The organism is Moorella humiferrea (assembly GCF_039233145.1).
In the GTDB taxonomy this organism is placed as follows: domain Bacteria; phylum Bacillota; class DSM-521; order Neomoorellales; family Neomoorellaceae; genus Neomoorella; species Neomoorella humiferrea.
The window spans coordinates 1,275,156-1,296,626 of the sequence record NZ_CP136419.1; the positions used below are offsets into that span (position 1 = coordinate 1,275,156).

At 53.7% G+C, this 21,471-nt stretch carries 24 protein-coding genes, 2 tRNA genes and 2 riboswitches; of the genes, 10 read left to right on the top strand and 16 right to left on the bottom strand.

Annotation, left to right across the window (positions count from 1 at the left end):
• Positions 1-224: 224 nt before the first annotated feature.
• Positions 225-344, bottom strand: a complete 120-nt coding sequence (locus MHFGQ_RS06615) for an RCKP-type rubredoxin-like domain-containing protein (protein ID WP_338822996.1) — start codon at positions 342-344, stop codon at positions 225-227.
• A gap of 167 nt (positions 345-511) precedes the next feature.
• Here MHFGQ_RS06615 and MHFGQ_RS06620 point away from each other — a divergent pair, with 167 nt between their 5' ends.
• The 3 genes from MHFGQ_RS06620 to MHFGQ_RS06630 all read left to right on the top strand — a co-directional run bounded on the left by MHFGQ_RS06620 (position 512) and on the right by MHFGQ_RS06630 (position 2,146).
• Positions 512-1,939, top strand: coding sequence for an MFS transporter (locus MHFGQ_RS06620; RefSeq protein WP_106006140.1), 1,428 nt, complete (start codon positions 512-514; stop codon positions 1,937-1,939).
• Positions 1,940-1,984: 45 nt separating this feature from the next.
• Positions 1,985-2,062 (top strand) — tRNA-Pro (locus tag MHFGQ_RS06625).
• Positions 2,063-2,070: 8 nt separating this feature from the next.
• Positions 2,071-2,146 (top strand) — tRNA-Thr (locus tag MHFGQ_RS06630).
• 46 nt (positions 2,147-2,192) lie between these two features.
• Here the strand turns inward: MHFGQ_RS06630 and MHFGQ_RS06635 are convergent.
• The 4 genes from MHFGQ_RS06635 to MHFGQ_RS06650 are packed head-to-tail and all read right to left on the bottom strand — an operon-like array spanning position 2,193 to position 6,003.
• Positions 2,193-2,963: an ATP-binding cassette domain-containing protein gene (locus MHFGQ_RS06635; protein ID WP_170066375.1), complete on the bottom strand. Its 771-nt coding sequence runs from the start codon at positions 2,961-2,963 to the stop codon at positions 2,193-2,195.
• A gap of 50 nt (positions 2,964-3,013) precedes the next feature.
• On the bottom strand, positions 3,014-3,802 hold the full coding sequence (locus MHFGQ_RS06640) for an ABC transporter permease (RefSeq protein ID WP_106006138.1): 789 nt from the start codon (positions 3,800-3,802) through the stop codon (positions 3,014-3,016).
• Between the two features lie 25 nt (positions 3,803-3,827).
• Positions 3,828-4,874 (bottom strand): ABC transporter substrate-binding protein, encoded by a 1,047-nt coding sequence (locus tag MHFGQ_RS06645; protein ID WP_106006137.1) that lies wholly within the window; start codon positions 4,872-4,874, stop codon positions 3,828-3,830.
• A 40-nt stretch (positions 4,875-4,914) separates the two neighbouring features.
• Entirely contained in the window at positions 4,915-6,003 is a 1,089-nt protein-coding gene (locus MHFGQ_RS06650) for an iron-containing alcohol dehydrogenase family protein (protein WP_106006136.1), read from the bottom strand.
• A gap of 190 nt (positions 6,004-6,193) precedes the next feature.
• On the opposite strand from MHFGQ_RS06650, the gene MHFGQ_RS06655 reads away from it, so the two are divergent.
• Positions 6,194-7,399 (top strand): amidohydrolase family protein, encoded by a 1,206-nt coding sequence (locus MHFGQ_RS06655; RefSeq protein WP_106006135.1) that lies wholly within the window; start codon positions 6,194-6,196, stop codon positions 7,397-7,399.
• A gap of 112 nt (positions 7,400-7,511) precedes the next feature.
• Positions 7,512-7,793 carry an acylphosphatase gene (locus tag MHFGQ_RS06660; RefSeq protein ID WP_106006134.1) on the top strand — a complete coding sequence of 94 codons (282 nt, stop codon included), beginning with the start codon at positions 7,512-7,514 and terminating at the stop codon, positions 7,791-7,793.
• 24 nt (positions 7,794-7,817) lie between these two features.
• On the opposite strand, the gene MHFGQ_RS06665 is transcribed toward MHFGQ_RS06660, so the two are convergent.
• Positions 7,818-8,387: a glycerol-3-phosphate acyltransferase gene (locus MHFGQ_RS06665; protein ID WP_106006133.1), complete on the bottom strand. Its 570-nt coding sequence runs from the start codon at positions 8,385-8,387 to the stop codon at positions 7,818-7,820.
• Between the two features lie 256 nt (positions 8,388-8,643).
• On the opposite strand from MHFGQ_RS06665, the gene MHFGQ_RS06670 reads away from it, so the two are divergent.
• Positions 8,644-9,132: a hypothetical protein gene (locus MHFGQ_RS06670; RefSeq protein ID WP_170066374.1), complete on the top strand. Its 489-nt coding sequence runs from the start codon at positions 8,644-8,646 to the stop codon at positions 9,130-9,132.
• Here MHFGQ_RS06670 and MHFGQ_RS06675 read toward each other — a convergent pair.
• The 5 genes from MHFGQ_RS06675 to cobK all read right to left on the bottom strand — a co-directional run bounded on the left by MHFGQ_RS06675 (position 9,116) and on the right by cobK (position 12,677).
• Positions 9,116-9,970 (bottom strand): energy-coupling factor ABC transporter ATP-binding protein, encoded by an 855-nt coding sequence (locus tag MHFGQ_RS06675; RefSeq protein ID WP_106006132.1) that lies wholly within the window; start codon positions 9,968-9,970, stop codon positions 9,116-9,118. The genes MHFGQ_RS06670 and MHFGQ_RS06675 overlap by 17 nt on opposite strands.
• A 77-nt stretch (positions 9,971-10,047) precedes the next feature.
• On the bottom strand, positions 10,048-10,815 hold the full coding sequence (cbiQ, locus tag MHFGQ_RS06680; protein ID WP_106006131.1) for a cobalt ECF transporter T component CbiQ: 768 nt from the start codon (positions 10,813-10,815) through the stop codon (positions 10,048-10,050).
• On the bottom strand, positions 10,816-11,103 hold the full coding sequence (locus MHFGQ_RS06685; RefSeq protein ID WP_106006130.1) for an energy-coupling factor ABC transporter substrate-binding protein: 288 nt from the start codon (positions 11,101-11,103) through the stop codon (positions 10,816-10,818). It lies immediately after the preceding gene.
• Positions 11,103-11,885 carry an energy-coupling factor ABC transporter permease gene (locus MHFGQ_RS06690; RefSeq protein ID WP_170066372.1) on the bottom strand — a complete coding sequence of 261 codons (783 nt, stop codon included), beginning with the start codon at positions 11,883-11,885 and terminating at the stop codon, positions 11,103-11,105. Before MHFGQ_RS06690 ends, MHFGQ_RS06685 begins: the two co-directional genes overlap by 1 nt.
• Positions 11,886-11,903: 18 nt before the next feature.
• Positions 11,904-12,677 carry a precorrin-6A reductase gene (cobK, locus tag MHFGQ_RS06695; RefSeq protein ID WP_106006129.1) on the bottom strand — a complete coding sequence of 258 codons (774 nt, stop codon included), beginning with the start codon at positions 12,675-12,677 and terminating at the stop codon, positions 11,904-11,906.
• Between the two features lie 58 nt (positions 12,678-12,735).
• Here cobK and MHFGQ_RS06700 point away from each other — a divergent pair, with 58 nt between their 5' ends.
• Entirely contained in the window at positions 12,736-12,897 is a 162-nt protein-coding gene (locus MHFGQ_RS06700; RefSeq protein ID WP_170066371.1) for a hypothetical protein, read from the top strand.
• Positions 12,898-13,015: 118 nt separating this feature from the next.
• A riboswitch (cobalamin riboswitch) is annotated at positions 13,016-13,191 on the bottom strand.
• Positions 13,192-13,242: 51 nt separating this feature from the next.
• Here the strand turns inward: MHFGQ_RS06700 and MHFGQ_RS06705 are convergent.
• Genes MHFGQ_RS06705 through MHFGQ_RS06715 form a run of 3 tightly spaced genes read right to left on the bottom strand, consistent with a single transcriptional unit; the run spans position 13,243 to position 16,845 of the window.
• Positions 13,243-14,568 carry a 5'-deoxyadenosine deaminase gene (locus MHFGQ_RS06705; RefSeq protein WP_106006127.1) on the bottom strand — a complete coding sequence of 442 codons (1,326 nt, stop codon included), beginning with the start codon at positions 14,566-14,568 and terminating at the stop codon, positions 13,243-13,245.
• Positions 14,565-15,569, bottom strand: coding sequence for a xanthine dehydrogenase family protein molybdopterin-binding subunit (locus MHFGQ_RS06710; RefSeq protein ID WP_106006126.1), 1,005 nt, complete (start codon positions 15,567-15,569; stop codon positions 14,565-14,567). Before MHFGQ_RS06710 ends, MHFGQ_RS06705 begins: the two co-directional genes overlap by 4 nt.
• The gene (locus MHFGQ_RS06715; RefSeq protein ID WP_106006125.1) at positions 15,562-16,845 is read right to left on the bottom strand and encodes a xanthine dehydrogenase family protein molybdopterin-binding subunit; all 1,284 of its coding nucleotides are present in this window, start codon (positions 16,843-16,845) and stop codon (positions 15,562-15,564) included. Before MHFGQ_RS06715 ends, MHFGQ_RS06710 begins: the two co-directional genes overlap by 8 nt.
• A 50-nt stretch (positions 16,846-16,895) precedes the next feature.
• A riboswitch (purine riboswitch) is annotated at positions 16,896-16,997 on the bottom strand.
• A 107-nt stretch (positions 16,998-17,104) separates the two neighbouring features.
• Here MHFGQ_RS06715 and dinB point away from each other — a divergent pair.
• Both dinB and MHFGQ_RS06725 read left to right on the top strand, forming a co-directional pair.
• Complete coding sequence (gene dinB / locus MHFGQ_RS06720) at positions 17,105-18,304, top strand: DNA polymerase IV (protein ID WP_106006124.1); 1,200 nt, start codon at positions 17,105-17,107, stop codon at positions 18,302-18,304.
• A complete protein-coding gene (locus MHFGQ_RS06725; RefSeq protein ID WP_170066370.1) occupies positions 18,291-18,467 on the top strand; it encodes a hypothetical protein in 177 nt (58 codons plus the stop codon). The genes dinB and MHFGQ_RS06725 overlap by 14 nt, the downstream gene beginning before the upstream one ends.
• Positions 18,468-18,623: 156 nt before the next feature.
• On the opposite strand, the gene MHFGQ_RS06730 is transcribed toward MHFGQ_RS06725, so the two are convergent.
• On the bottom strand, positions 18,624-19,871 hold the full coding sequence (locus tag MHFGQ_RS06730; RefSeq protein WP_106005600.1) for an IS4 family transposase: 1,248 nt from the start codon (positions 19,869-19,871) through the stop codon (positions 18,624-18,626).
• Between the two features lie 178 nt (positions 19,872-20,049).
• Between MHFGQ_RS06730 and MHFGQ_RS06735 the strand changes: the two genes are divergently transcribed.
• Entirely contained in the window at positions 20,050-20,172 is a 123-nt protein-coding gene (locus tag MHFGQ_RS06735; RefSeq protein ID WP_277997029.1) for a hypothetical protein, read from the top strand.
• Here the strand turns inward: MHFGQ_RS06735 and MHFGQ_RS06740 are convergent.
• Positions 20,169-21,404 (bottom strand): M48 family metallopeptidase, encoded by a 1,236-nt coding sequence (locus MHFGQ_RS06740; RefSeq protein WP_106005699.1) that lies wholly within the window; start codon positions 21,402-21,404, stop codon positions 20,169-20,171. The genes MHFGQ_RS06735 and MHFGQ_RS06740 overlap by 4 nt on opposite strands.
• Between the last annotated feature and the right edge of the window lie 67 nt (positions 21,405-21,471).

Sequence of the window (21,471 nt, forward strand, 5' to 3'; positions counted from 1 at the left end):
TTGTCCGTTTAACCAGTATTATAAACTATTTGACGTAAAAATGGAATAATTTTTGTTAATTATGAATGTGCTCACAATACGATACCCTCTTTTCTAGTTTTTGATAAATCTTAACGGCAAGCAGGAAGGGTGTCAATAATCACGGCTATTAAAAAGTTTTTGTGGATCGATAATAAAAATTTATACATGCAATGTTTTATAAGGAAAAAGCTCCGGTAAGGAGCTTAAGGGGTAGAGGTATCTTTTTTGGTGAAGGAATCCTTAGCGCCACATTCAGGGCATTTACGGGGCTTACAGCGAGCGTCCTTTTCATAACCACATTGACTGCACTGCCAGACTGCCACAATGGTACCGCCTTTCTAATAAAAGTTATTATTTATAAGTATACCTAGCCATAAATATATTATCAAGCCGTAATTACTTAAAATTGTTTTATATTGACCTAATATAACCGGGCGTGAAATAATATTCTTATCTTATCCATACCTGCACCTCCAAGGGAGATGATGTTATGCCTTTAGATAATCCTGCCCTTTCTACCCCCCATCCCCGCCGATGGTTAATTCTCTTTGCCGTAATGAGTGCCGGTATAATGGGTCCCATAGATGGGAGTGTAGTAAATGTCGCCTTACCTACTATTAGCAAGATTTTCAATGTGGATTTAAACACGGTAGGTTGGGTATCCATGGCCTACCTTTTGGTTTTAGGAAGCTTAATCTTGACCTATGGACGCCTTGGCGATATGTATGGCTTTCGCCGGATACTTTTATGGGGAATCATAATATTTACCGTCGCCTCCGGTATTTGCGCTTTGGCCCCCAACATCTGGGTGCTTATCTTCTTTAGGGCCATTCAGGCAGTAGGTGCCGGTATGTTTATGGCTATGGGTCCAGCCATAGTAACATCGGTTTTTCCGGCCAATGAGCGTGGACGTGCTTTGGGTACAAATGGTATGATTGTTGCCACAGGTCTGGCCTTGGGTCCGACCCTCGGCGGTTTGCTTATTACTGTGGCCGGATGGCAGGCCATTTTCATGATAAATATACCCATCGGCCTCTTCAGCTATATCTTGTGCCGTCAAGTAGTACCGGAGGTAGAAAAACTTAAACCGCAACGTTTTGATTTAATGGGTGCCGTTTTGGCCTTTATTTCCTTGAGCGCTTTTTTACTGGCAGGTAGTTATGGTGAAGAATGGGGTTGGACTTCCCCGTTAACCATTATTTTGGGAATTATATTTCTCGTAGGCATTTGGGCCTTTATCCGCTGGGAACGACGGGTAGAGCAGCCTATGTTGGATTTAAGTCTATTTCGTAACAAGGTTTTTACAGCCGCTAACTTTGCAGCCCTAATGAACTTTATGTCCCAGTATGCAGTCATTTTCTTAATCCCCTTTTTCCTGCAGCAAATATTAAATTATTCTCCGGGAAAGGCCGGTTTAATTCTTACCGCGTCTCCCCTGGTGACGTTATTAGTGGCCCCTATCAGCGGAGCCCTATCGGACCTAGTGGGGACCCGCAGGCTGGCCTTTTTGGGACAGGCTACCGTAAGTGCCACCCTCTTTTTGATGTCAAGATTGCAGGTTACTTCCCAGGCCTTTGATATCGTTTGGCGCTTATGCCTTTTTGGTTTAGGGACAGGAATCTTTCAGTCACCTAATAACAGCGCGGTCATGGGTAGCGTTCCCCGTAGTCGTCTCGGTATAGGTTCCGGTGTTTTGGCAACTGTCCGCAACGTGGGCATGGTTTTGGGGATAGCTGTTAGCAGCGGTGTTTTTACCTGGCAGCGGCAGGCTAAATTGGCGATTCTCGGCCCGGCCGGAAACACCCAGGCTTTTATGGCGGGATTAAAAGCCTCCTTTATAGTAGGAGCCTGCCTGGCCGCTGCCGGGGCCTTCGCCTCCCTTGTAAGGGGTGATAATTTGCTGTCAAAGGTGAATTAAAGTATTGCCTGTAGGTAACCTACATGTTAAAATATTTGTTGCATACGGGATGTAGCTCAGTTTGGCTAGAGCACCTGCTTTGGGAGCAGGGGGTCGCAGGTTCAAATCCTGTCATCCCGACCATAAACTTTGCCAACGTAGCTCAGCCGGTAGAGCAACTGACTTGTAATCAGTAGGTCAGGGGTTCGAATCCCCTCGTTGGCTCCATTAATAATATTAAGGCCTCCCCTTAAAGCTAAAGGGGAGGCCCCATTTATTCTACGGGTACCATATTGGCTGCCTTGAGGCTTTCTTCCCGGATTTGATCGAGGATACGGGTTTTCAGTTCGAGAAAAACCCTGGTATTTTTCATTTCCGGAGTTCGGGGACGAGCAAGGGGGATGGGTATTTGGGCTTTAAGGCGGCCAGGACGAGCGGTCATGATATATACAGTATCCCCTAAAAAAATAGCTTCTTCCACGTCGTGGGTTACGAAAAGGATGGTCTTCCTGCTTTCCTCCCAAACCTTTAAAAGCAGCTCCTGCATAACCAGGCGCGTTTGGGCATCAAGGGCTCCGAAGGGCTCATCCATAAGGAGAATGTCCGGATCGTTGGCCAGGGCCCGGGCGATAGCCACACGCTGTTTCATACCGCCGGAAAGGTTTTTGGGATATGCATCGGCAAAGGGCGTGAGACCGATAATTTCCAGATAATGATCAACGATTTCCCGGCGGCGGGCTTCCGCCATCCCCTTCAGGGTAAGGCCGAACTCAATATTCTGGCGTACCGTCAGCCAGGGGAAGAGGGTATAGCTCTGGAAAACCATACCCCGGTCTGCCCCCGGCCCTTGAATTAAACGTCCGTCTTTATACACCTGCCCGCTAGTGGCTTCGGCAAGTCCGGCTATTATCCGCAACAAAGTGGATTTACCGCACCCGGAAGGACCGAGAATGGTTACAAATTCTCCTTCTTTAACTTCTAAAGAAACATTGTCCAGGGCGGTAATCTTTTGCCGTTTGATGTTGAATACCCTGGATAAGTTCATAACCGTTAATTTATATACCCGGCTTTGGGGAGCGGGAGCTAGGGCCACTGTTATACCTCCCTCTCCATCCAAGGGAATAAAAGACGATTAAAGGCTTTAAAAGCCATGTCGCAGATAATTCCCAGGATGCCTATCGTTAAAATACCCACAAACATGTCGGGGGTATTAAGTTGCCGTCCGGCATTCATGATCAAGAAGCCCAGGCCCGAATTAGCCGCTACCAACTCGGCGACGATAACATAGGTCCAGGCCCACCCTAGTGTGATCCGCAGGGTATCCATGATTCCCGGTAAGGCTGCCGGCAGTATAACCCGCCGGAACACTTCTAAAGGACGTGCCCCCAGGGTATAGGCGGTATCAATCAGATCTTGAGGAACGTTTTTGGTAACATCCATGACCATTAAAACCATCTGGAAAAATATGCCTATAAAAACAACGCCGATTTTCTGGGTTTCAAAGATGCTAAGCCAGATTATGGTAAGGGGTATGAAAGCCGAAGCGGGCATATAACGAAAAAAGGCCAGTAAAGGTTCAAAGAAGGCCTCTACAACCTTTAAGGTGCCCATGAGTATCCCCAGAGGCACGCCAATAGCTGCGGCCAGCAGAAAACCGCTAGTAACCCGAAAAAAGCTGATGCCGATATCGCCCAGTAATCCGTCGGCCGCCAGGTCCCAGGCCGCCCGGGCTACAGCCCCGGGCGGCGGTAGATGGGAAGGCGGCAGCTGCCCCACCGTTACTCCTAGTTCCCACAATAAAAGGACAAAGGCAAAGGCGGTAATGCTCAAGGTAAAGTATAATTTACCCGGGATGGGAGTGTTCAGTTTTAGATACTTGCGCATTTAAACAACACCGTATTTCTCGGGATTAGATTTTGGCATTGTTGACATAGGTTGAATCAAGCATGCTTTTTACATCGGGTTTAGATTTAATTACCTTGTTGTTATATCCGAAATCAACGGCCTGTTGCAAGGAGGTGTAAAGGGGGCCAGGTTTGTCGAGGGTTCCAAACATCTCCTTGTTCTGGGCCAGATTGAAAAGGCGCAGGGTTTCTAAATTGCTTTCAAACTCCTCCTGCTTGATCCCCAGGCCCTTGGCCATGATAGCGTTTGCCTCGGCTTTGTTGTTTTCCCAATACTGCATTGCTTCGGCCAGGGCATCGACCATGGCCTGGAGGGCTTCAGGATGTTGCTCAGCCCAATCGCTCCGCAGGGCGACGGTATCCATTATCAGCCCAGGGGTCTCTTTGGAGGTTGCCAGGAGATTGCCTTTATTTTCTTTAATCGCTTTGCTCAGCCAGGGTTCCCAGGTAACGGCGGCGTCTACTTTGCCGGCAACGAAGGTCGAACCGGCGTCGCTGGCTGACATTTGGATATGGTTGATATCCTTTTCCGTCATACCGTTTTTAGCCAGGATAGCCAAAAGTAGGATATGACTGGCGGTGCCGAAGTCATAGGCTACATTTTTACCCTTGAGGTCTTTTATGGTCTTGATCTCCGGTTTGGCCAGGATGCCGTCGCCGCCGTAGGAATCATCCAGAGCCCAGATCTGTTTCAGGGGGATACCCGCATCTACAATCTGGGTTACGATATCCAGGGTGGTAGCAATGCCGTCCACCTGCTTCCCGGCCAGGGCCTGCTTGCGTTCGCCCAAGCCCTGGATAACGATAAGCTGCACGTCCAGGCCGTGTTTCTTGAAGAAGCCTTTATCCCGGGCCAGGAAGAGGGGTCCATAGCCCGACCAGGTGGTCATGGTGAGCTTGACAGGTGTAAGCTGTTGCTCCTGTCCCCCGCCGGCAGCCTGTTTAGCGGCGGTTTGCTGTTTGCTGCCGCCGCCTCCGCAACCGGCCAGTAACAAAGCGGCTAAAATTCCTGTTAAGAAGAAAGTGATGATTTTGCTAAACTTAATCTTCATGGAGATCCTCCTTTAATCCAACAGCTAATCCAAAGGCAATTTAAAACCCTCGCCCGAGGCGGTCTGCTGCCAAGAGCGCTTCCCGAATCATGGCCGCCGTTACCGGAAAGGGCATATTGGCCATATCCGGGCTCGCCGCCGCAGCGTTGCTAACCAGTTCCAGGGACGGCCCATCCTCCGGCGACAGACCCACTTCTTTTAAGGTTACCGGCAGGCCGACCTGGCGGTTAAAGGCGGCCAAGGATGCGATGATTTTTATTTCCCTCCCTTCCAGGAATAGCTGCACCAGGTTGCCGAAGGCCACCAGTTCTCCATGGCAGCAGCCCCGCGTTAACGGTGAGGCAGTCAGTCCTTCGTAAACTCCATGGGCGCCGGCCGTACGCCCGTCGTCGCCGCCCAGACCGCTGACCAGACCGCTGATGAGGATTACAGCGTCAATTACCCTTTCTAAGTCCTGGGTGACCATTTGTTTTTCTACGGCTTTCCTGGCACCGGGGCCAGCAGTCAAAATAATGTCATAGCAGAGGCGGGCCAATGCCACGGCTCCTTCCAGGGCCGGATAAGAGGAAACCGCCGTACTGGTAGCCCGGAGCTCGATATACTTGGCCAAGGTATCCCCCATCCCTGCGGCCAGGTAGCGCCAAGGAGCGGCGGCGATTATCTGGCTGTCAACCAGTACCAGGGAAGGGTTTACGGCTTCATGGGATATGGCTTGAAAATGCCCTTCCCGGTCATAAATAATAGCAATTGATGTAAAGGCGGCGCAGGTGGCAGCGATTGTCGGCACCGTTACCAGGGGCACCCCAGCCTGCCGGGCGGCCCCTTTGGCGGTATCTAGGGCCTTGCCACCGCCGACACCAACCATGAAATCGGCACCCTTTTCTTTAATTGCCGCCGCTACCGCGGCTATATTTTCCGGGCAACATTCACCCCCGTACCAGACCTGCCCCACCGGTTCCACCCCGGCAGAAGCCATGGCTTCATGCAATGCCGGTACCGCCGCCGCCAGGGCCCGGTGCCCCCCTACCAGGAAGGCCTTAGCCCCCATCCTTCGCAGGGCTTGTCCGGACGCCGTAATGACGCCCGCTCCTCGGCGGTAGTTACCGGGGGCTATAATCCTTTCAAACATCGTTTCCTCCTGCGACACTTAAATTATGGATTTCCTTTCACTACCACTCTATCACTTTACCAAGACAAAATAATATTCGCCGCGGGAGACGAGAATCCTGCCAACAGATAAACGATGGCATAGGTAGAATGCAAATTGCCTCCAATCCATTAAAAGGTGTAGAATGGTTTTTGTTTGGGGGTATGGCGCTATGAAGCTCGCCTACATTAACCAGCAGACAGACCTGGACCTCCTGGCCGGCAACCTGTGGGACGGCCGGGGCGAGGGGTGCCGGCAGCAAGTAGTTATCAGCATCCGCCGGGGCCGCATCGCCGCTGTCCGTCCCCAGGATATGGCCGTTACAGAAAAAGATGCCCGGCAGATCAACCTTGCCGGGTTGACGGTCTTACCCGGCTTAATCGACGCCCACGTTCATCTAGCCCTGGACGGCCTCGATTTTCAGGCCTCACTGGCCCGCTGGCAGGACCCGCCGGCCAGGGAAGCGGCCCTGGCCCGGGCCCTGCGGGCATCCCTGGAGCATGGCCTGGTAGCCATAAGAGACGGCAGCGACCTGGAGGGTCTCAACCTCCTGGCGCGGGAATGGGTCCGGACAGGCAAATACCCGGGTCCCAGGGTGGTGGCAACCGGGATGGCCGTAACGAAAAAAGGGAAATACGGTTCTTTCCTGGGCCCCGGCACCACCGACCAGGCTTCCATCAAGGAGTTGATTGCCGGCCTGGTAAACCGGGGCGTTGACCAGGTTAAAGTAGTGGTTTCCGGCTTAGTTACCTTCCACCGCTACGGGGAGGTGGGCAGCCTGGAATTTGACGCTGCCGAGCTGGCTACCGCCGTAAAGGCGGCCCATGCGGCCGGCAGGCCGGTGATGGCCCATGTCAACTCGGCTGCCGGCGTGGACCTGGCCCTGGCCGCCGGGGTGGACAGTATTGAACATGGCTATTTTCTTACAACGGCCCAACTGGAAACTATGGCTGCCAGGGGTACATACTGGGTACCGACTGTGGCCGCTATAGCCAACCGACTTTCTGCCACCGTGAAAAAGTTCTACCCGGAGAGGGAAAAGGAAATTATACAGCGGACCCGGGAATCTCAGCAGGAGATGATTGCTAGAGCTTACCAGCTCGGAGTGAAGCTGGTCGTAGGCACCGATGCCGGCGCACCCGGTGTCTACCACGGGGAATCTTATGTGGACGAACTGCTGTACTGGCACCGGGCCGGTGTCCCGGCGGCGGCTATCTTACGGGCGGCTACGGTTACAGCTGCAGCCGCCCTGGGCCTGGACGGGGAACTGGGGCAGGTAAAACCCGGCTACCGGCCCTGCCTGATTGCCGTCCGGGGTAATCCCCTGGAGGATTTAAAGGTCCTGGCCAAACCGGAAATGGTTTTTATTGACTTTTAGCCGTTTTGCCGCCGCACCTCTACCTGGAGGCTCCTCCTGCTCAACTATGAGTTGTCCTTTCCCCGGGCCTATGCTATCTTTTTACTAAGATTTTTTCAAGGAGGGCTTCGCTTTGTCCCTTGTGCGGGCGCACTTCTGGGTGAAAGGACTGGTCCAGGGGGTGGGGTTTCGTTATTTTATCCTGCGGCAGGCGGCGGCTTTGCAGCTTAACGGGTGGGTGCGGAATCGCTTAAATGGCAGCGTTGAGGGTGTAGTTGAAGGACCGGCGGAAAGGGTGAAAGAGTTCCTGGACCACTGCCGGCGGGGTCCTGCTTTGGCCGAAGTCGAGGAAGTCAGGATCCAGTATGAAGAGCCACAGGGCGAAACGACCTTTAGAATTAGAAGTTCCCTTTGAATTAAGCCATAGTGATTGTGGCAGTTAATCAAACTTGCCAATTACCAGGGGGCCATGCCGTAGTAGCATAATTACCGCCAGGCCCAGGCCGAAAATAAAATACCAGCCTGGTCCTTCGCGCAGCCAGAAATAAAAAGGCAGGCCGCTGAAGGTCAGGAGGGTGGCCAGGTCGCTATTGCGGGTGAGGGCGAGCAGCAGGCCCAGGACAATGGCCGCCGGCAGGACTAGCGGCGGATAAATGGCCAGGGTTGTCCCCAGGCTGGTGGCCAGGCCTTTGCCGCCTTGAAATTGCCAGTAGAAGGGCCAGTTGTGCCCGGCCACGGCCGCCAGGGCCATGAGGACGGCCAGCTCTATACCACCCCATTTTCTTCCCATGGCCGCCAGCAGGTAACCCTTCGCCGTATCCCAGAGGAAGGTCGTTATACCTGCCGTCACGCTTAAGTTGCGGAGGACGTTCATGGTACCGGCGTTGCCGCTGCCCACCCGGCGCACATCCACCCGGTGCCAGAGGCGGGCGGCGATATGCCCACCTGCCAAGGACCCGCCCAGGTAGGCCAGCAGGGTGCCTATGGCAGCCTTTATCCAAGGCAACAAAACTGGTTACCCCCCCTGTAGTTAAGCTACATTTTATTTAACTATAATTCCAAAAACGGAGAAGGAGCGGAGATGATCCGGGGATGGTCCGTGTTTCCTACTTAAGTCAGATTTAACCGCGCCGGTTTAATCGTTTTTTGTCATGCCGCCGCAATGTTCGTGTCGCCGGCAGAGGATGAAAATGCCCCCCTACTGACCTCCGGCTGGCAAACAGCATAGGATATATGGAACGGTGCGGTGAAAGGGGGGAATGCAGATGGAAGATCTCAGCCGCTTCTTCACTGTTATTGGCGCGGTCTTTGCGGCGGCCAAAGGTATTACCGACCAGGTCAAGGCCCGCTGGCCCTGGCTGGGGGAGCCGAGGGATGACCCCCAGGCGGAAAAACAGCGGGAGCTATGGGTAATTATATTTAACGCCGTTATCGCCGCCCTCCTGGCCGGCATGGCATCGATTGATGTCTTTGCCCTGCTGGGACTGAATGCCTTTACCGGGTTGAAGGCTGCTTATCCTGGTCTTTATTCATTGATTAATATGGTGGCTGTAGGCCTGATGTCTACCTTTGGCAGTCCCTTCCTCCATGAGATCCTGTCGATCCTGATTGAATTCAAGGAAAATATTCGCTTGCGCAACCAGATGGCCACCTTACAGCTCCTGCCGGCGAAAAAAATCAGAACGCCCAGGGATGAAAATGATGAAAACTGTTTTACGAACCGGGCCGTGGACCAACTCAAATGGCCAGTTTAGACCTGGAACGATAAGGAATGAGGCCCAGGAGCTCTTCTTTATTTTTGGGGACTGGCGCCGTTGCCGGCAGCCAGCCTTTATTTTTCAGGTCTTCGTAGACCTCCAGCAGCCAGGGCCGGGCCAGATCAGCAGTTTCCAGGAGGGTGGCATCGCTAAAGATTTCGGCCGGCGTCCCGGCACCGATTACCTGGCCGCGGGCCAGGACGTAGATATAGTCGGCCCAGGTATAGGCTATGTCTACATCATGGGTGGATAAAATAATCGTCTTTCCCTGGCTGCTGATATCTGCCAGCAAGGCCATGACCTCCCGGGTTGAGCGCGGGTCCAGGTAGGCCGTCGGCTCATCAAAGATGATCAGCCGGGGTTCCATGGCCAGGACGCTGGCAATGGCCACCCGCTTTTTCTGGCCGTAGCTTAAAAAATGCGTCGGCTTATCCTGGAGGTCGGCGATACCCGTTACCGCCATGGCGGCTTCAACCCTTTGCCCTACCTCTTCCCTGCCCAGGCCCAGGTTTAATGGTCCAAAAGAAATTTCCTGGCGGACGCTGGCCGAAAAGAGCATGCTGTCGGGGTCTTGAAAGACGATGCCCACCTGCCGGCGTAAATCTGTTAATGCTTTATGGCTGTAATTAATCCTGACTCCGGCAAAGTAGATACACCCCTCCTGGGGCCTTAAGATGCCGTTAAAATGAAGGAAAAGGGTTGACTTGCCAGCACCATTGGGACCCAGGACGGCAATCTTCTTGCCTTCAGGGATGCTCAAGGTAACATGCTGCAGGGCCCGGGTACCGTCAGGGTAAGTAAAGGAAACCCTCTCTGCTTCTAAAAGGGCGGCCAAAAGGTCCACCTCCGGTAGTCGGCATTGATTGGGGACATAAAAGGTACGTGGAGGAGCCGGTCTGCAGATGGCCGGTATTATGTACGCAGCATTAAAATAACTAAAGCCAGGTCAAAGATGACGGCCAGGCATAAAAAGGGCCAGGAGAAAGGATATACAGCCTCCAGCACGCGCAGCTCTTCATCGTAGCCCCGGGCCGTCAGGGCGGTAAATAATTCCTGGGAGCGGCGGTAAGTCTTGATAAAAAGGTTGGCCGCCAGATGGCCCAGGGAATGATAGGAAGTGCGCAGGGAGGCATAGCCCAGGCGGGAAGCCTGGGCGGTATAAATGTCGTTGACGGTCGCCAGCAGGACAAAAATAAAGCGGTAGGTCAGGCTGATTAAATCCACCAGCAGGGCCGGGAGGCGCAGTTGCCTGAGGACGGTAAGGATATCTACCATGGGAGTTGTTAGGGAAAGGAAATAAAGGCAGGCAGTAGCCCCCAGGGACTTGAGAAAAATTTTCCCGGCCAGGTGCATGCCGGCTGGGGTAACACCCAGGGTCCACTCCAGGAGGGTCACACCCTTAAGACCGGCCTGGGGCTGGTTGGAAATGGTGAGGGCGATCATGGCCACCCCCGCGACTAAAAAAGAAAAGGGCACCAGGATAAGCTGCAGGTAAAAACGGGCCGGGATGCCGGCGACCCCAATGGTAGCCCCGGCCATCAGGGCTATGATGATGGCTGGGATTAAAGGCTGGGGCGCCACCAGGGCGATCAGGAGGGTTACCAGGGCAAAGGCTACTTTTTCGCCCGGGTGGACGTTCTTTAACCGGTTGCTATAGGCATACTGGTCAATGCTGAACATTTACTTCTGCTCCCGCTGTTTCTTTCCTTTGCTGTAACCCAGGAAGTAGCAAACAATACCGCTGCCGATGGCAGCCTGGGCGGCAAAGAGAAAGGTTTCCACTTCCCCACTGGGCGGTTCCCAGACGGGTTTAAACCAGGGATCATAATCAGGCCGGATTTGGCTAATGGCCTCTTCCGCTTGATCATCAGCACCGGCAAACTCCCCGCTGCGGTGCATGAAGAGGGGGGCTGCTGCCAGGAGAATAACGATTAGGAGCAAGAAAAGATTTTTCTGGACGCTGCTCATTATTTACGCACCTCCAGTTTACTACCGCCAGCCGCCAGGGTTTTGTCGTCTAAAATAGACAGTTCCTGCAGTTCGTTTTTATTATAGGCGGTCAGCAAATTAAAAACGACGACCGTTAAGATACCTTCGCTGACAGCCAGGGGTAGCTGGGTCACGGCAAAAATGCCCATAAATTTTAGCATAGACGCCAGTACCCCGCCGGGCTGGGCCGGGAAGGCCAGGGCCAACTGCAGGGAAGTGGTGACATAGGTCATCAGGTCCCCCAGGGTGGCGGCCAGGAAGACGGCCAGGGGAATTGAGCCGTTGAGCCTTCGCACCAGGCGGTAAAAACCGTAGGCTACAAAAGGACCCACCACGGCCATGGAAAAGGTGTTAGCTCCCAGGGTGCTTAAGCCGCCGTGGGCCAGCAAAAGGGCCTGGAAGAGGAGGACGATACCCCCCAGGATACTCATGGCTGCCGGGCCAAAGAGGATGGCCCCCAGACCAACCCCGGTGGGATGGGAACAGCTACCGGTTACTGAAGGGATTTTCAGGGCCGACAGGACAAAGGTATAGGCGCCGGCCAGGCCCAGGAGCATTTTCAGGCCGGGATTGCTTTTTACAGTTTGCTGGATGGACCGCAGGCCCCAAAGCCAGAAGGGCAACACGACGATATACCAGGCAGCGGCCCAGTTAAAAGGGAGAAATCCTTCGGCGATGTGCATGGCGTAGGCCGGCCGGTTGAGAACGGCCATGGTCAACAGGAAAAATATAAATATTATGGATGTACGCCGGAACACCATATGTACCTCCTTCGGATGCTATTTTCGAGGTATTAAGCGTTTTAATAGAAGAATGGCTTCCTCAATCGTGGCAACAGAATACAGATACCGAATGGAAGGTCGCTTAATTAACACCACCGGAATTTTCAGGGCCAAAGCGGCGGCAATTTTAGCTTCCGTACCGCCGGCGGGTCCGGCATCCCGGGTGACGACAACACCGGCCTTATATGCCTTAAACATGACCTTATTCATTTCTTTGGAAAAAGGCCCCTGCATAGCAATAATGTCCCGGGGTGTCAACCCCAGATCTTGGCACTTTTTAATTACCCTGTGTTCAGGCAACACCCTGACCACGATACGTTTATCTTTAAACAGGGGATTGTTAACGAATACTTCGAGGTTGTTGGTGCCTGTAGTTAAAAATATTGTGTCTCCTAGGTCGGCGGCAGCCCGGGCGGCTTCTTCCCAAGTCGTAACCTGGTGAATAAGGCTATCGCGGGGCAATTCCGTTTCCGGGCGTAAAAAACGCAGGTAAGGTATGGAATTTTGCCGGCACCAGGCCTCTAAGGCTAGGGAAAACCTGCCGGGATAAGGAAGGGTGGCGTCTATCACCGCTTCCGGTTGCCGACCGCCTTCCAGGGCGGCTAAATTGCCTTCCGTTAAGGGGACGGTTAAAATAAAAGTCGCCCCATCCTCCCGGGCCAACTGTTCGCCGTAGGTGCTGTCGGTCCAGGTAGCAACCTCATAGCCTTCCTGCCGCAGGCTACGTATTAATTGCCTTCCCTCGCCGGTACTACCCACTACTAAAATCAAAAAGCGGTATCCTCCCCGTAACAATTTAAATCCCCGGCTTTTTGCCGGGGAAGCCGTGGTGCCGCAAAAACAGGCGTGCCTAAAGAAACCACCTCCCCGGGTTCTCACCCTGGTGGATGGAGAACAGGCTTGCCTGTTGGCCGGGCATCATCGGTTGCGGCAAGTTCCCGCCTTCCGCGGCGTTTTGCCCAACCTCTCCCCTGCCGGCGGCGAAATTTAAGCCCGATCTTCTCGAGACCGCGCACCTTTCCCTATGTAATTTTAAACCCTCTGCTCCTACATCAGCAGAGGGTATGCTTGCCGTAAGTCCGGCCAACCACCCCCTATCCATCGTAGGGGTCAAGGTTTCCCCGGCAACCGGTATCCTGACTCGGGATCATAGCTACCGCACCGCCTTCCCAGGTGTCCCCAGTGGCCTGATGGTGTTTCGCTCCTCCTTACAGTGGCGGGACCGTGTCAGCTTTACACTGACTTCCCGGATTTGCCGGAGGCAATATTCAGTTTAGTTTATTTTAGCATAATCCAAAGGTTATGTCTACGGCTTTTTACCGCCCTTTGCGGTATGCTATGCCAGTCCTGCCCTACGGGCGACGCGTTGGACGGCCTCGTTGGCCTTTTTTCTCACTTCGTCGGCAGCAATTGTTTTCAATTGCCTGTTCTCCATGACTATTTTGCCGTCAACCATGGTCAGAGTGACATCCGTACCCCTGGCCTGGTAGACGAGCTGGGTGTAGACGTCGACGCCATCCTGGGGCTGGGTATGGAAACCCTCAAGGGAAACCAGGGCCAGGTCGGCTTTTTTGCCTACTTCCAGGCTGCCGATTTCCTTTTCCATACCTAAAGCCCGGGCCCCGCCCAGAGTGGCCATTTCAAAGACCAGTGGTGCCGGCATGGCAGTGGGCCCGTGAAGGGGTTTCTGGATTAAGGCCGCCAGCCGCATTTCCATAAAGGCGTCCAGGTTGTTGTTGCAGGGTGCGCCGTCGGCGGCCAGGGACACTACCGTTCCCCGGCTCAACAGATCCGGTACCGGGCAGATACCGGAAGCCATCTTTAAGTTAGAAGAAGGACAGTGGACCACTTTCGTCCCGGTACGGGCCAGGATCTCCTTCTCTTCTTCACTGAGCCAGATACAGTGGACCAGGATGAGGTCGGGGCCGGTGAGGCCGATATCGTCCAGGTAAAGGACGTTGCGCCGGCTGTAAAGTTCTTCTACCAGGGCACACTCGCCCCTGTTTTCGGAAGCGTGGGTGTGGATTTTAACTCCGTAGCGGCGGGCGAGATCCCTGACTGTCAATAATAACTCTTCAGTGCAGGAGACTACAAAGCGGGGCGCAAAGGCGTACCGGATGCGGCCGTTATCGTAGCCGTGCCATTTCTCTAGCAGTTCGACGCTTTCTTTAAGGGAAGCCGCCGTTGTTTCTTTAAGGCTTTCCGGGACGTCCTCGCCAAAGTCCATCATTACCTTGCCGGTAAGGGCGCGAATCCCGCTTTTGGCGATAGCTTCAATGGCCGCGTCGGTATGATGGACGGTTTCCATATCGACGATTGTCGTGGTGCCGCTTAAGAAAAGTTCACCGATACCCAGCAGGGCGGAATAATAAAGGGAATCGGCGTCGTGGGCGCCTTCCAGGGGCCAGATCCGCAGGCGCAACCAGTCCAGAAGTTCCATGTCGTCGGCGCGACCGCGGAAAAGGGACTGGCAGAGGTGGATATGGGGCTGGATGAGGCCGGGGATGACCAGGTGACCTGCGGCGTCGATAACCCGGTCGGCAGTGGCCGGAGTATTGCCCATGGCGGCGATGCGATCGCCTTCAATATAGATATCTCCCTGGAAAACTTCCCTCTGGGGATTCATTGTAACTAACGTACCGTTCTTAATTAAGATACTCATTTCTTTCCTCCTTCTTTTTCCCGCAAGGCAGCCAGGATTCTTTCCGGGGTAACCGGCAGCTCCCTAATGCGCACCCCTACGGCATTGTATATGGCGTTGATGATGGCGGGCGCGGTGGGGATGGTGGCGGGCTCACCTACCCCTTTAGCGCCGTAGGGACCGGTAGGTTCATTGCTTTCTATAATCAAGGGCTGGATCTCGGGCATATCCAGGACGGTCGGAATGAGATAAGTGGAAAAAGAATTGTTGACGATGCGGCCCTGTTGCAGGTGCACCTTTTCCATAAGGGCCATGCCCAGTCCCTGGGCGATGCCGCCTTCAATCTGTCCTTCTACCCCGAGGCGATTTACGGCCCGGCCGACGTCATGGGCGGCTATCAGCTTTAAAACCCGTACTTCCCCTGTTTCCGTATCCACTTCTACTTCCGCAATCTGCGTGGCAAAAGCGTAGGGCCAGTAGGGTGCCCCCTGGCCAGTTTCCGGGTCCACGGCCGTGGTGTGGGTGATGAAGGTTCCCTGGCCTACCAGGCGGCAACCGGCCAGGCGCGCCCGGGCGGCGGCCTCGGAATAGGATATCTGTTTCTGGGGATAACCTTTGACGTAAATTATACCTTCCCGGGCCGTCAGGCCGGCAACGGTATTGACCCCTAAGAGGAGGCGGGTATGTTCAAACAGGACCTCCCTGGCCTGGCGGCAGGCCATTTTAACGGCGTTGCCCGAGGCATAGGTCTGACGGGTAGCAGCCGTCGTGCCGGCGTCGGGAGTGGTATCGGTATCGGCGGTAATCACCGTTACCCATTCATAGGGTATTCCCAGTTCCTCGGCGGCAATCTGGGCCAGAATGGTACTGGACCCCTGGCCGCAGTCCACCGCGCCGCTGCGCACCGTGGCCGTGCCGTCGTCATGAATCTCCACAGTGGCCGTGGAAACGTCGGGAAAACCGTTGCCGTATCCCGTTCCGTAAAAAATACAGGCCATGCCGGTGCCGCGCTTTTTACTCATCCTCCATCCCTCCCGGTATTAATTCAGCCGGAGACCAACCGGCAGCCCTGGCTGCCTGAAGCATGGTTGCGGTTAAACCGACGCTGCTTTCCAGGACCTGGCCCGTCGCGGTGACATCCCCCTGGCGGAAGGCATTGAGCCAGCGGAAGGTAAAGGGATGAATGCCCAGGCGTTCGGCCAATTCATCCATCTGGCTTTCATATGCCAGGGGCGGTTGGGTGGCGCCGAAGCCGCGCATGGCGCCGGTAAATGGATTGTTGGTATAAACGGCATAGGCATCAATCTTGACATTAGGTACAACATATGGGCCGGTGGCATGGATGGCAGCCTTGCGCAGGATTTTAGGGGCCCAGGAAGCGTAGGCGCCGCTGTCGCCGATTATTTCCGCTTCCAGGGCCGTCAGCTTCCCCTCCCTGGTGGCACCGGTCTTATAGCGCATGATCATGGGATGGCGTTTGCTGTGGGCCAGGAAAGATTCCTCCCGGGTAAGGACCATCTTTGCCGGCCGCCTGGTATGAACGGCCAGCAGGGCTACCAGGGTTTGCAGGGTCATGTCTTCCCGGCCGCCGAAGGCACCGCCGACTGCCGGAGCCACGATGCGGATGCGGTCCTGGTGCCAGCCCAGCACCCGGGCAACTTCCGTCCGATCCCAGTGGACGTACTGGGTGGCCACATAAATTACCAGGTGACCGCGCTCGTCCAGCCGGGCCACGGCGGCCTCAGGCTGGAGGAAAGCGTGGTCCAGGAGTTGGGTGCGGTAGGTATTTTCCACAACAACGTCGGCGGCGGCAAAGCCGGCTTCCACGTCGCCTTTACGGATGGGCAGGTGGTAAATAATATTGTCCCGGTCGGGATGAACCCGGGGGGCTCCGGGTTTAAGGGCTTCCAAAGGATCTAAAATGGCCGGCAGCTCCTCGTAGGTTATTTTTACTTTAGCTGCCCCGGCCCGGGCGGCGGCCGGGGTGGTGGCCCCCACCAGGGCGACGACGTCGTTCACCGAGCGCACTTCGTCCCGGGCCAGGACAGGCATGTCCTGGTAAACGACGCCCTGGCCGTTATGGCCGGGAATATCCCGGGCAGTCAGGACGCAGAGGACCCCCGGCACCTCCAGGGCGGCCGAGGTGTCAATGTTGATGATCCGGGCATGGGCGTAGGGGCTGCGGACGGCCTGGCCGTAGATCATCCCCGGGAAATTGATGTCGGCGGGGTAAAGGGCCCGGCCGGTGACCTTGGACCGGGCATCTACCCTGGGCGGGGATGTACCGATGAGAGACATGGAAAACCACTCCTCGCACCGTTATAAAAATTTAGGCAACCGCGCTTTCGGCAACGAAGAATCGCCTTCGTAGCCGGGCAATTTGCGGTTGCCTGGTAGAGACCCTCAGTCCGTATTGCTGAGGATATACGAAGTTAATAATTATAGTTCGACCAGTACCGGCTAAAATCCTGCTTAAACATTTGTTCGTAAAATTCCCTTGTTATTTTTGTAATTGGAGTTATAATATAAGTAAACAATTGTTCGCGAGGTGGAGGCATTGTCTTCCTCCTGCACCATCCTCCTCTGTGACGCCAACAGCTTCTTTGCCTCCGTCCACCAGGCATTAAATCCTGCTTTGCGTGGCCGGCCGGTCATCGTCGCCGGCCGGGAAAGTACCCGCCACGGCATCGTCCTGGCGGCCAGCTACGAGGCCAAAAGGGGTTACGGCATCAAAACCGGCATGACCGTCCGGGAAGCGAAAGGTCTCTGCCCGGACGGCGTCTTCATCCCTCCCCGCCACGACCTGTACATCGAGTTCTCCACCCGCATCTTACGCATCATGCGGGAGTTTTCTCCCCTGGTGGAGCCCTTCTCCATCGATGAAGCCTGGCTAGACGTTAGAGGTTGTGAAAATCTTTTCGGCCCGCCTTTAACCATCGCCCGGCGGCTGAAGGAAAGGATTAAAACTGAGGTAGGCATTACCACCAGCGTCGGCCTGGGGCCTACCAAGCTCCTGGCCAAAATGGCGGCCGAAATGGAAAAACCCGACGGCCTGACGGTCCTCGATTTCCCGGACGTCCCTAAAAAGATGTGGCCCTTGCCGGTAAAGGATCTTTTCGGCGTCGGCCTTCGCATGGAGGCGCATCTAGCCAAACTTGGCATCCACACCATCGGCGACCTGGCGCGGTTCCCAGTTGACGTCCTGGTCCGGCGCTTCGGCGTCGTCGGCCGTATTCTGCACCAGTGCGCTAATGGTATAGATTATAGCCCGGTAGACCCCCACTCCCTGGACAGGGTTAAATCAGTCGGCCACCAGATTACCCTCCCCCGGGATTACTACAGCTACCAGGAGATTGAGGTGGTTTTACTGGAGCTTTCCGAGCTGGTGGCCCGGCGAGCGCGCCTGGGAAATTACCTGGGACGCACGGTAAGCATCAGTCTTAAAGACGCCGATTTTAACTGGTTGGGACGTTCCTACACCCTGCCCTATTATACCGATACGGCCGCCGATATTTACGCTGCGGCCCGGCAGCTTCTACACCGCCACTGGCCGCCCGGCCGGGCGGTACGACTTGTGGGGGTCAGTCTGGCTGGACTCGTGCCTGCGGTGTCACGCCAGGAAGATCTCTTCGGACGAGTGGAGAAACAGGCCCGGCTGGACCGGGCCTGCGACCGGTTAAAAAATCGCTATGGGGAAAGGATTATCTACCGGGCGGCATCCCTGATGGGGGCAGGTGTCCTTTATGCGCGGGGATAACGCTCTCTATGAAGGCCACCGCATAATATTGCCCGGTATCAGAGAACGAGCCGCGGCGACCTGCCGGGGATGCCGCTTTTGTGTGCCCATCGTGGGCCGGGAAGAAACGCGCCTGGCATGCCTGGCAACCCTAGACATATATTTAACCACTAGCGTTGCATAAAAATTTTTAGCACAGTGCAAGGCAATATATGGAAGGCAGAATATGTTATATAATAACATTAATGGTGTATACAACCATGCATTTTCTTCCTTCACTGGCCAAAGGACTTAGGTTATCAGGGGTAGTCCTTATCCACATATTGCCATATAAAGTTGCTTAAAGAACTAAGGGGTCATAAGTTACGTCGTTTAAATAATCAGCTTCGCCAGCTAAAACTTGCTTTACTAAATCCTGATAGATGCCTTCATAGTCTATCTTGTGCCGCCCATAAGACCTTCGTTTGGGTTTACGGTGCAGGCTTTGGACGAAGAAGGTAAAGGGCTCATATAGACAGGTGCGGATTAAACGTTTAATAGTGAGCAATGGTCCTTGATAGCCGGCCTTTAATTGCAGCATAACCATCAGGCAGTAGGTTATTAGCGCTATGAAGAGCTGGTTTTCTACAGCCTGTTCGCTTTTACCATAAAAATGTTTCACCTGCAGGTGTTGTTTCATCCATTTGAAGAAGAGTTCTATCTGCCAGCGCTTACGATAAATCTCGCTTAATTCTTCCGCCGGTAACTCGAAATCATTGGTGACTATAATTACCGGTTGCCCTTGGGTATCTTCGGTTGTTATCAGCCGTAAAGGGTGCTTCATTTTGGTAACTCCATCTTTGCCAAGGTAAACAAGCTGTTCCTTTTTAACCTTGCTGTCAGGGTTTACCGGCAACTCGGCGATTATTTCTACCAGAGCATTACCCTTTAAGCGGCTGGCAAAGCGGACGCCTTCTTCACAGTATCTGTCAAACTTCTTGTAATCGACATAGCCGCGGTCAAAGACGTTTAAGGCTTCTTCTTCCTCTACTACGAGGGTATCCATCTGGGTTTTATCTGCCTTCCGGGCCGGGGTGACAATTGCTTTATCAGGTAGAACCTCTTCTTCACAGAACTTTAAGCGCAGGTGGAGTTTTATCCCGCTTTTAGTCCTACGAAACTCGGCCCAGAGGTACTGGGTAAAACAGAGACTAATGATAGTGGAATCGATGAGGTAAATACGTCCTGCGGTATTTCTTAAGTTTTCAAAGCCGATTTCCCGGCCTATCCGGGTGGTGAGATGGCTGAATAATAGCCGGATGAATTGCGGCGATAAATCCCTTAAACGGCGCGCTATCTGGGAGAAACTGATACTCTCTAAATTGATAGCCAGGCTAAATTGCGGGTCATTGAAGCTATTGCTGATATCCCGCAAGCCATTAAGTTGTTCCAGCTGAGCGAAGGCTATTAGTTTAATGAGTTGAAGGGAATTTAGCTTCTTAGCGTACTTATCGACCCCCATACCGGCGGTTAACTGCCAAAAATAGTCGTTAGAAACTGGAGCAAACAGTTGATGAAATGTGGATAATGTGGTATCCTTACCTTGCATTTGGGCCTCCTTATGTTAGAGGTTGGGGCAAGGACTACCCTCAATCTCTAGTATAAGGAGTTTTTTCTTGCAAGGCTAGGTTATTTCAGGAATTTGGCTGTTTTTTGGGCGTTATTTCCCTTGACAAGTTTATTTTTTCTTTATGCAACGCTAGTGATATTTAACAGGCACAAAACGGGTGCCGGAAGAGCTTAAGGCCCTGGACTTCATCTGGCTGGCCGGCAGAGAAGCCCTGTTAAAAGCCGTAGAGAAGGTTCGACCGGAAGGGCAGGCCTGCGGGTTTTATGGCCCCAGGGGTTAGCGTGTAACTTCCTCCGCCTCCCTGATCCTTTCAAGGGGTGAAGGATGGGAGGCGGTGAGCCATGTTATAAAGGGCGGCGGGGCAATATCACTCAAGTTTTTCCGCGCCAAATCGATGTGAAGCCTGATCATGGCGTCGGGGTTACCGGTAAGCTGGAGGGCCACTCGGTCTGCTTCCCTTTCGTAGTGACGGGAAATTGCGTTTTGCAACGGCTGACCTAGAAAAGAAACCAGCTGAAGAAAAAGGAGCGTGGCAACCAGCAGGTGGGGCGGATATGGACCCGGTCTTGCTATTTCGTAAGTAAAGGTTATTTTTAGCACGGCGTATAACATTCCCAAAAGTAAAAAGTTAGCCCCCACACTCCACAGTAAACTGCGGAAGATATGGCCGCGCTGCCAGTGGGCCATCTCGTGGGCGATTACGGCTTCGACTTCTTCTAAGGGGTAATTCTTCAGTAAATTATCATAAAGGACGATTCTTTTGGTGCTCCCCAAACCTGTAAAATAGGCGTTGGCTTTAGTTGTACGTCTGCTGGCGTCCATCACCAGTATTTCCTTGATCTTTAGCCCGGCGCGTTCGGCTAGCCGGTCCACCGTCGTTTTAACCGGCCCTTCTTCGATTGGCTGGAAACGGTTAAAAAGGGGTGCGACGAGTAGCGGCCAAAGGAATGTCGATATAAAAAGCCAGCCTGATAAAAAAAGGGCGGCGACCGCCCACCAGGTGTGGGGCCAGCGCCCGCTGGACCAGAAAAGGAGGGTTACTCCTATTCCCGCAAGGACCAGTTCCAAAACGCCGCCCTTTAAATAATCCATCCACCATGAACCGAGATTCTGGGTAGAGAAACCCCATTGATGTTGTACGATAAAGCCACCATAAAAGTTAAAAGGTAAAGCAACGACTTTTAACAGGATCCAGATTAAAATGAAATATATTATCAGAGCCGGATAATATCGCCCTCCGGTGATGCGTAAAACCGTATCCGACCATGCCATGGCCCTGGTACTGGCCACCAGCCAAACAAGGCAGACAACTTGAGCCAGGAAAGCCATGACGCCGAGCAGGCGCATTATCTGCTGGTAATGGCGGGCCCTTTCTATTTCGGACGGAGTAAAATACTGCCCGGCAACTGAAGGCACTTTTCCTGGAAAAAGGGTATAAAAGATAAAGGCCAGGCTTACTATGCCTGCCGTTATTAAGAGAATGGACCACACTAATCCGGCCTTCGACGTCATCAAGCCGCCCCCTTTTTTTCTGCCTTTAAGGCTATTTTATTCATCCTCTACAACTCTATTCTTTAAA

Bases quoted from the DNA above. Each gene is read 5' to 3' on its own strand.
- MHFGQ_RS06730 (WP_106005600.1), bottom strand. From the start codon at position 19,871: ATGCAAGGTAAGGATACCACATTATCCACATTTCATCAACTGTTTGCT.
- MHFGQ_RS06740 (WP_106005699.1), bottom strand. From the start codon at position 21,404: ATGACGTCGAAGGCCGGATTAGTGTGGTCCATTCTCTTAATAACGGCA.
- MHFGQ_RS06645 (WP_106006137.1), bottom strand. From the start codon at position 4,874: ATGAAGATTAAGTTTAGCAAAATCATCACTTTCTTCTTAACAGGAATT.
- MHFGQ_RS06670 (WP_170066374.1), top strand. From the start codon at position 8,644: ATGGAAGATCTCAGCCGCTTCTTCACTGTTATTGGCGCGGTCTTTGCG.
- MHFGQ_RS06725 (WP_170066370.1), top strand. From the start codon at position 18,291: ATGCGCGGGGATAACGCTCTCTATGAAGGCCACCGCATAATATTGCCC.
- MHFGQ_RS06640 (WP_106006138.1), bottom strand. From the start codon at position 3,802: ATGCGCAAGTATCTAAAACTGAACACTCCCATCCCGGGTAAATTATAC.
- MHFGQ_RS06685 (WP_106006130.1), bottom strand. From the start codon at position 11,103: ATGAGCAGCGTCCAGAAAAATCTTTTCTTGCTCCTAATCGTTATTCTC.
- MHFGQ_RS06635 (WP_170066375.1), bottom strand. From the start codon at position 2,963: ATGAACTTATCCAGGGTATTCAACATCAAACGGCAAAAGATTACCGCC.
- MHFGQ_RS06620 (WP_106006140.1), top strand. From the start codon at position 512: ATGCCTTTAGATAATCCTGCCCTTTCTACCCCCCATCCCCGCCGATGG.
- cbiQ (WP_106006131.1), bottom strand. From the start codon at position 10,815: ATGTTCAGCATTGACCAGTATGCCTATAGCAACCGGTTAAAGAACGTC.
- MHFGQ_RS06710 (WP_106006126.1), bottom strand. From the start codon at position 15,569: ATGAGTAAAAAGCGCGGCACCGGCATGGCCTGTATTTTTTACGGAACG.
- MHFGQ_RS06705 (WP_106006127.1), bottom strand. From the start codon at position 14,568: ATGAGTATCTTAATTAAGAACGGTACGTTAGTTACAATGAATCCCCAG.
- MHFGQ_RS06715 (WP_106006125.1), bottom strand. From the start codon at position 16,845: ATGTCTCTCATCGGTACATCCCCGCCCAGGGTAGATGCCCGGTCCAAG.
- MHFGQ_RS06650 (WP_106006136.1), bottom strand. From the start codon at position 6,003: ATGTTTGAAAGGATTATAGCCCCCGGTAACTACCGCCGAGGAGCGGGC.
- MHFGQ_RS06655 (WP_106006135.1), top strand. From the start codon at position 6,194: ATGAAGCTCGCCTACATTAACCAGCAGACAGACCTGGACCTCCTGGCC.
- MHFGQ_RS06690 (WP_170066372.1), bottom strand. From the start codon at position 11,885: ATGGTGTTCCGGCGTACATCCATAATATTTATATTTTTCCTGTTGACC.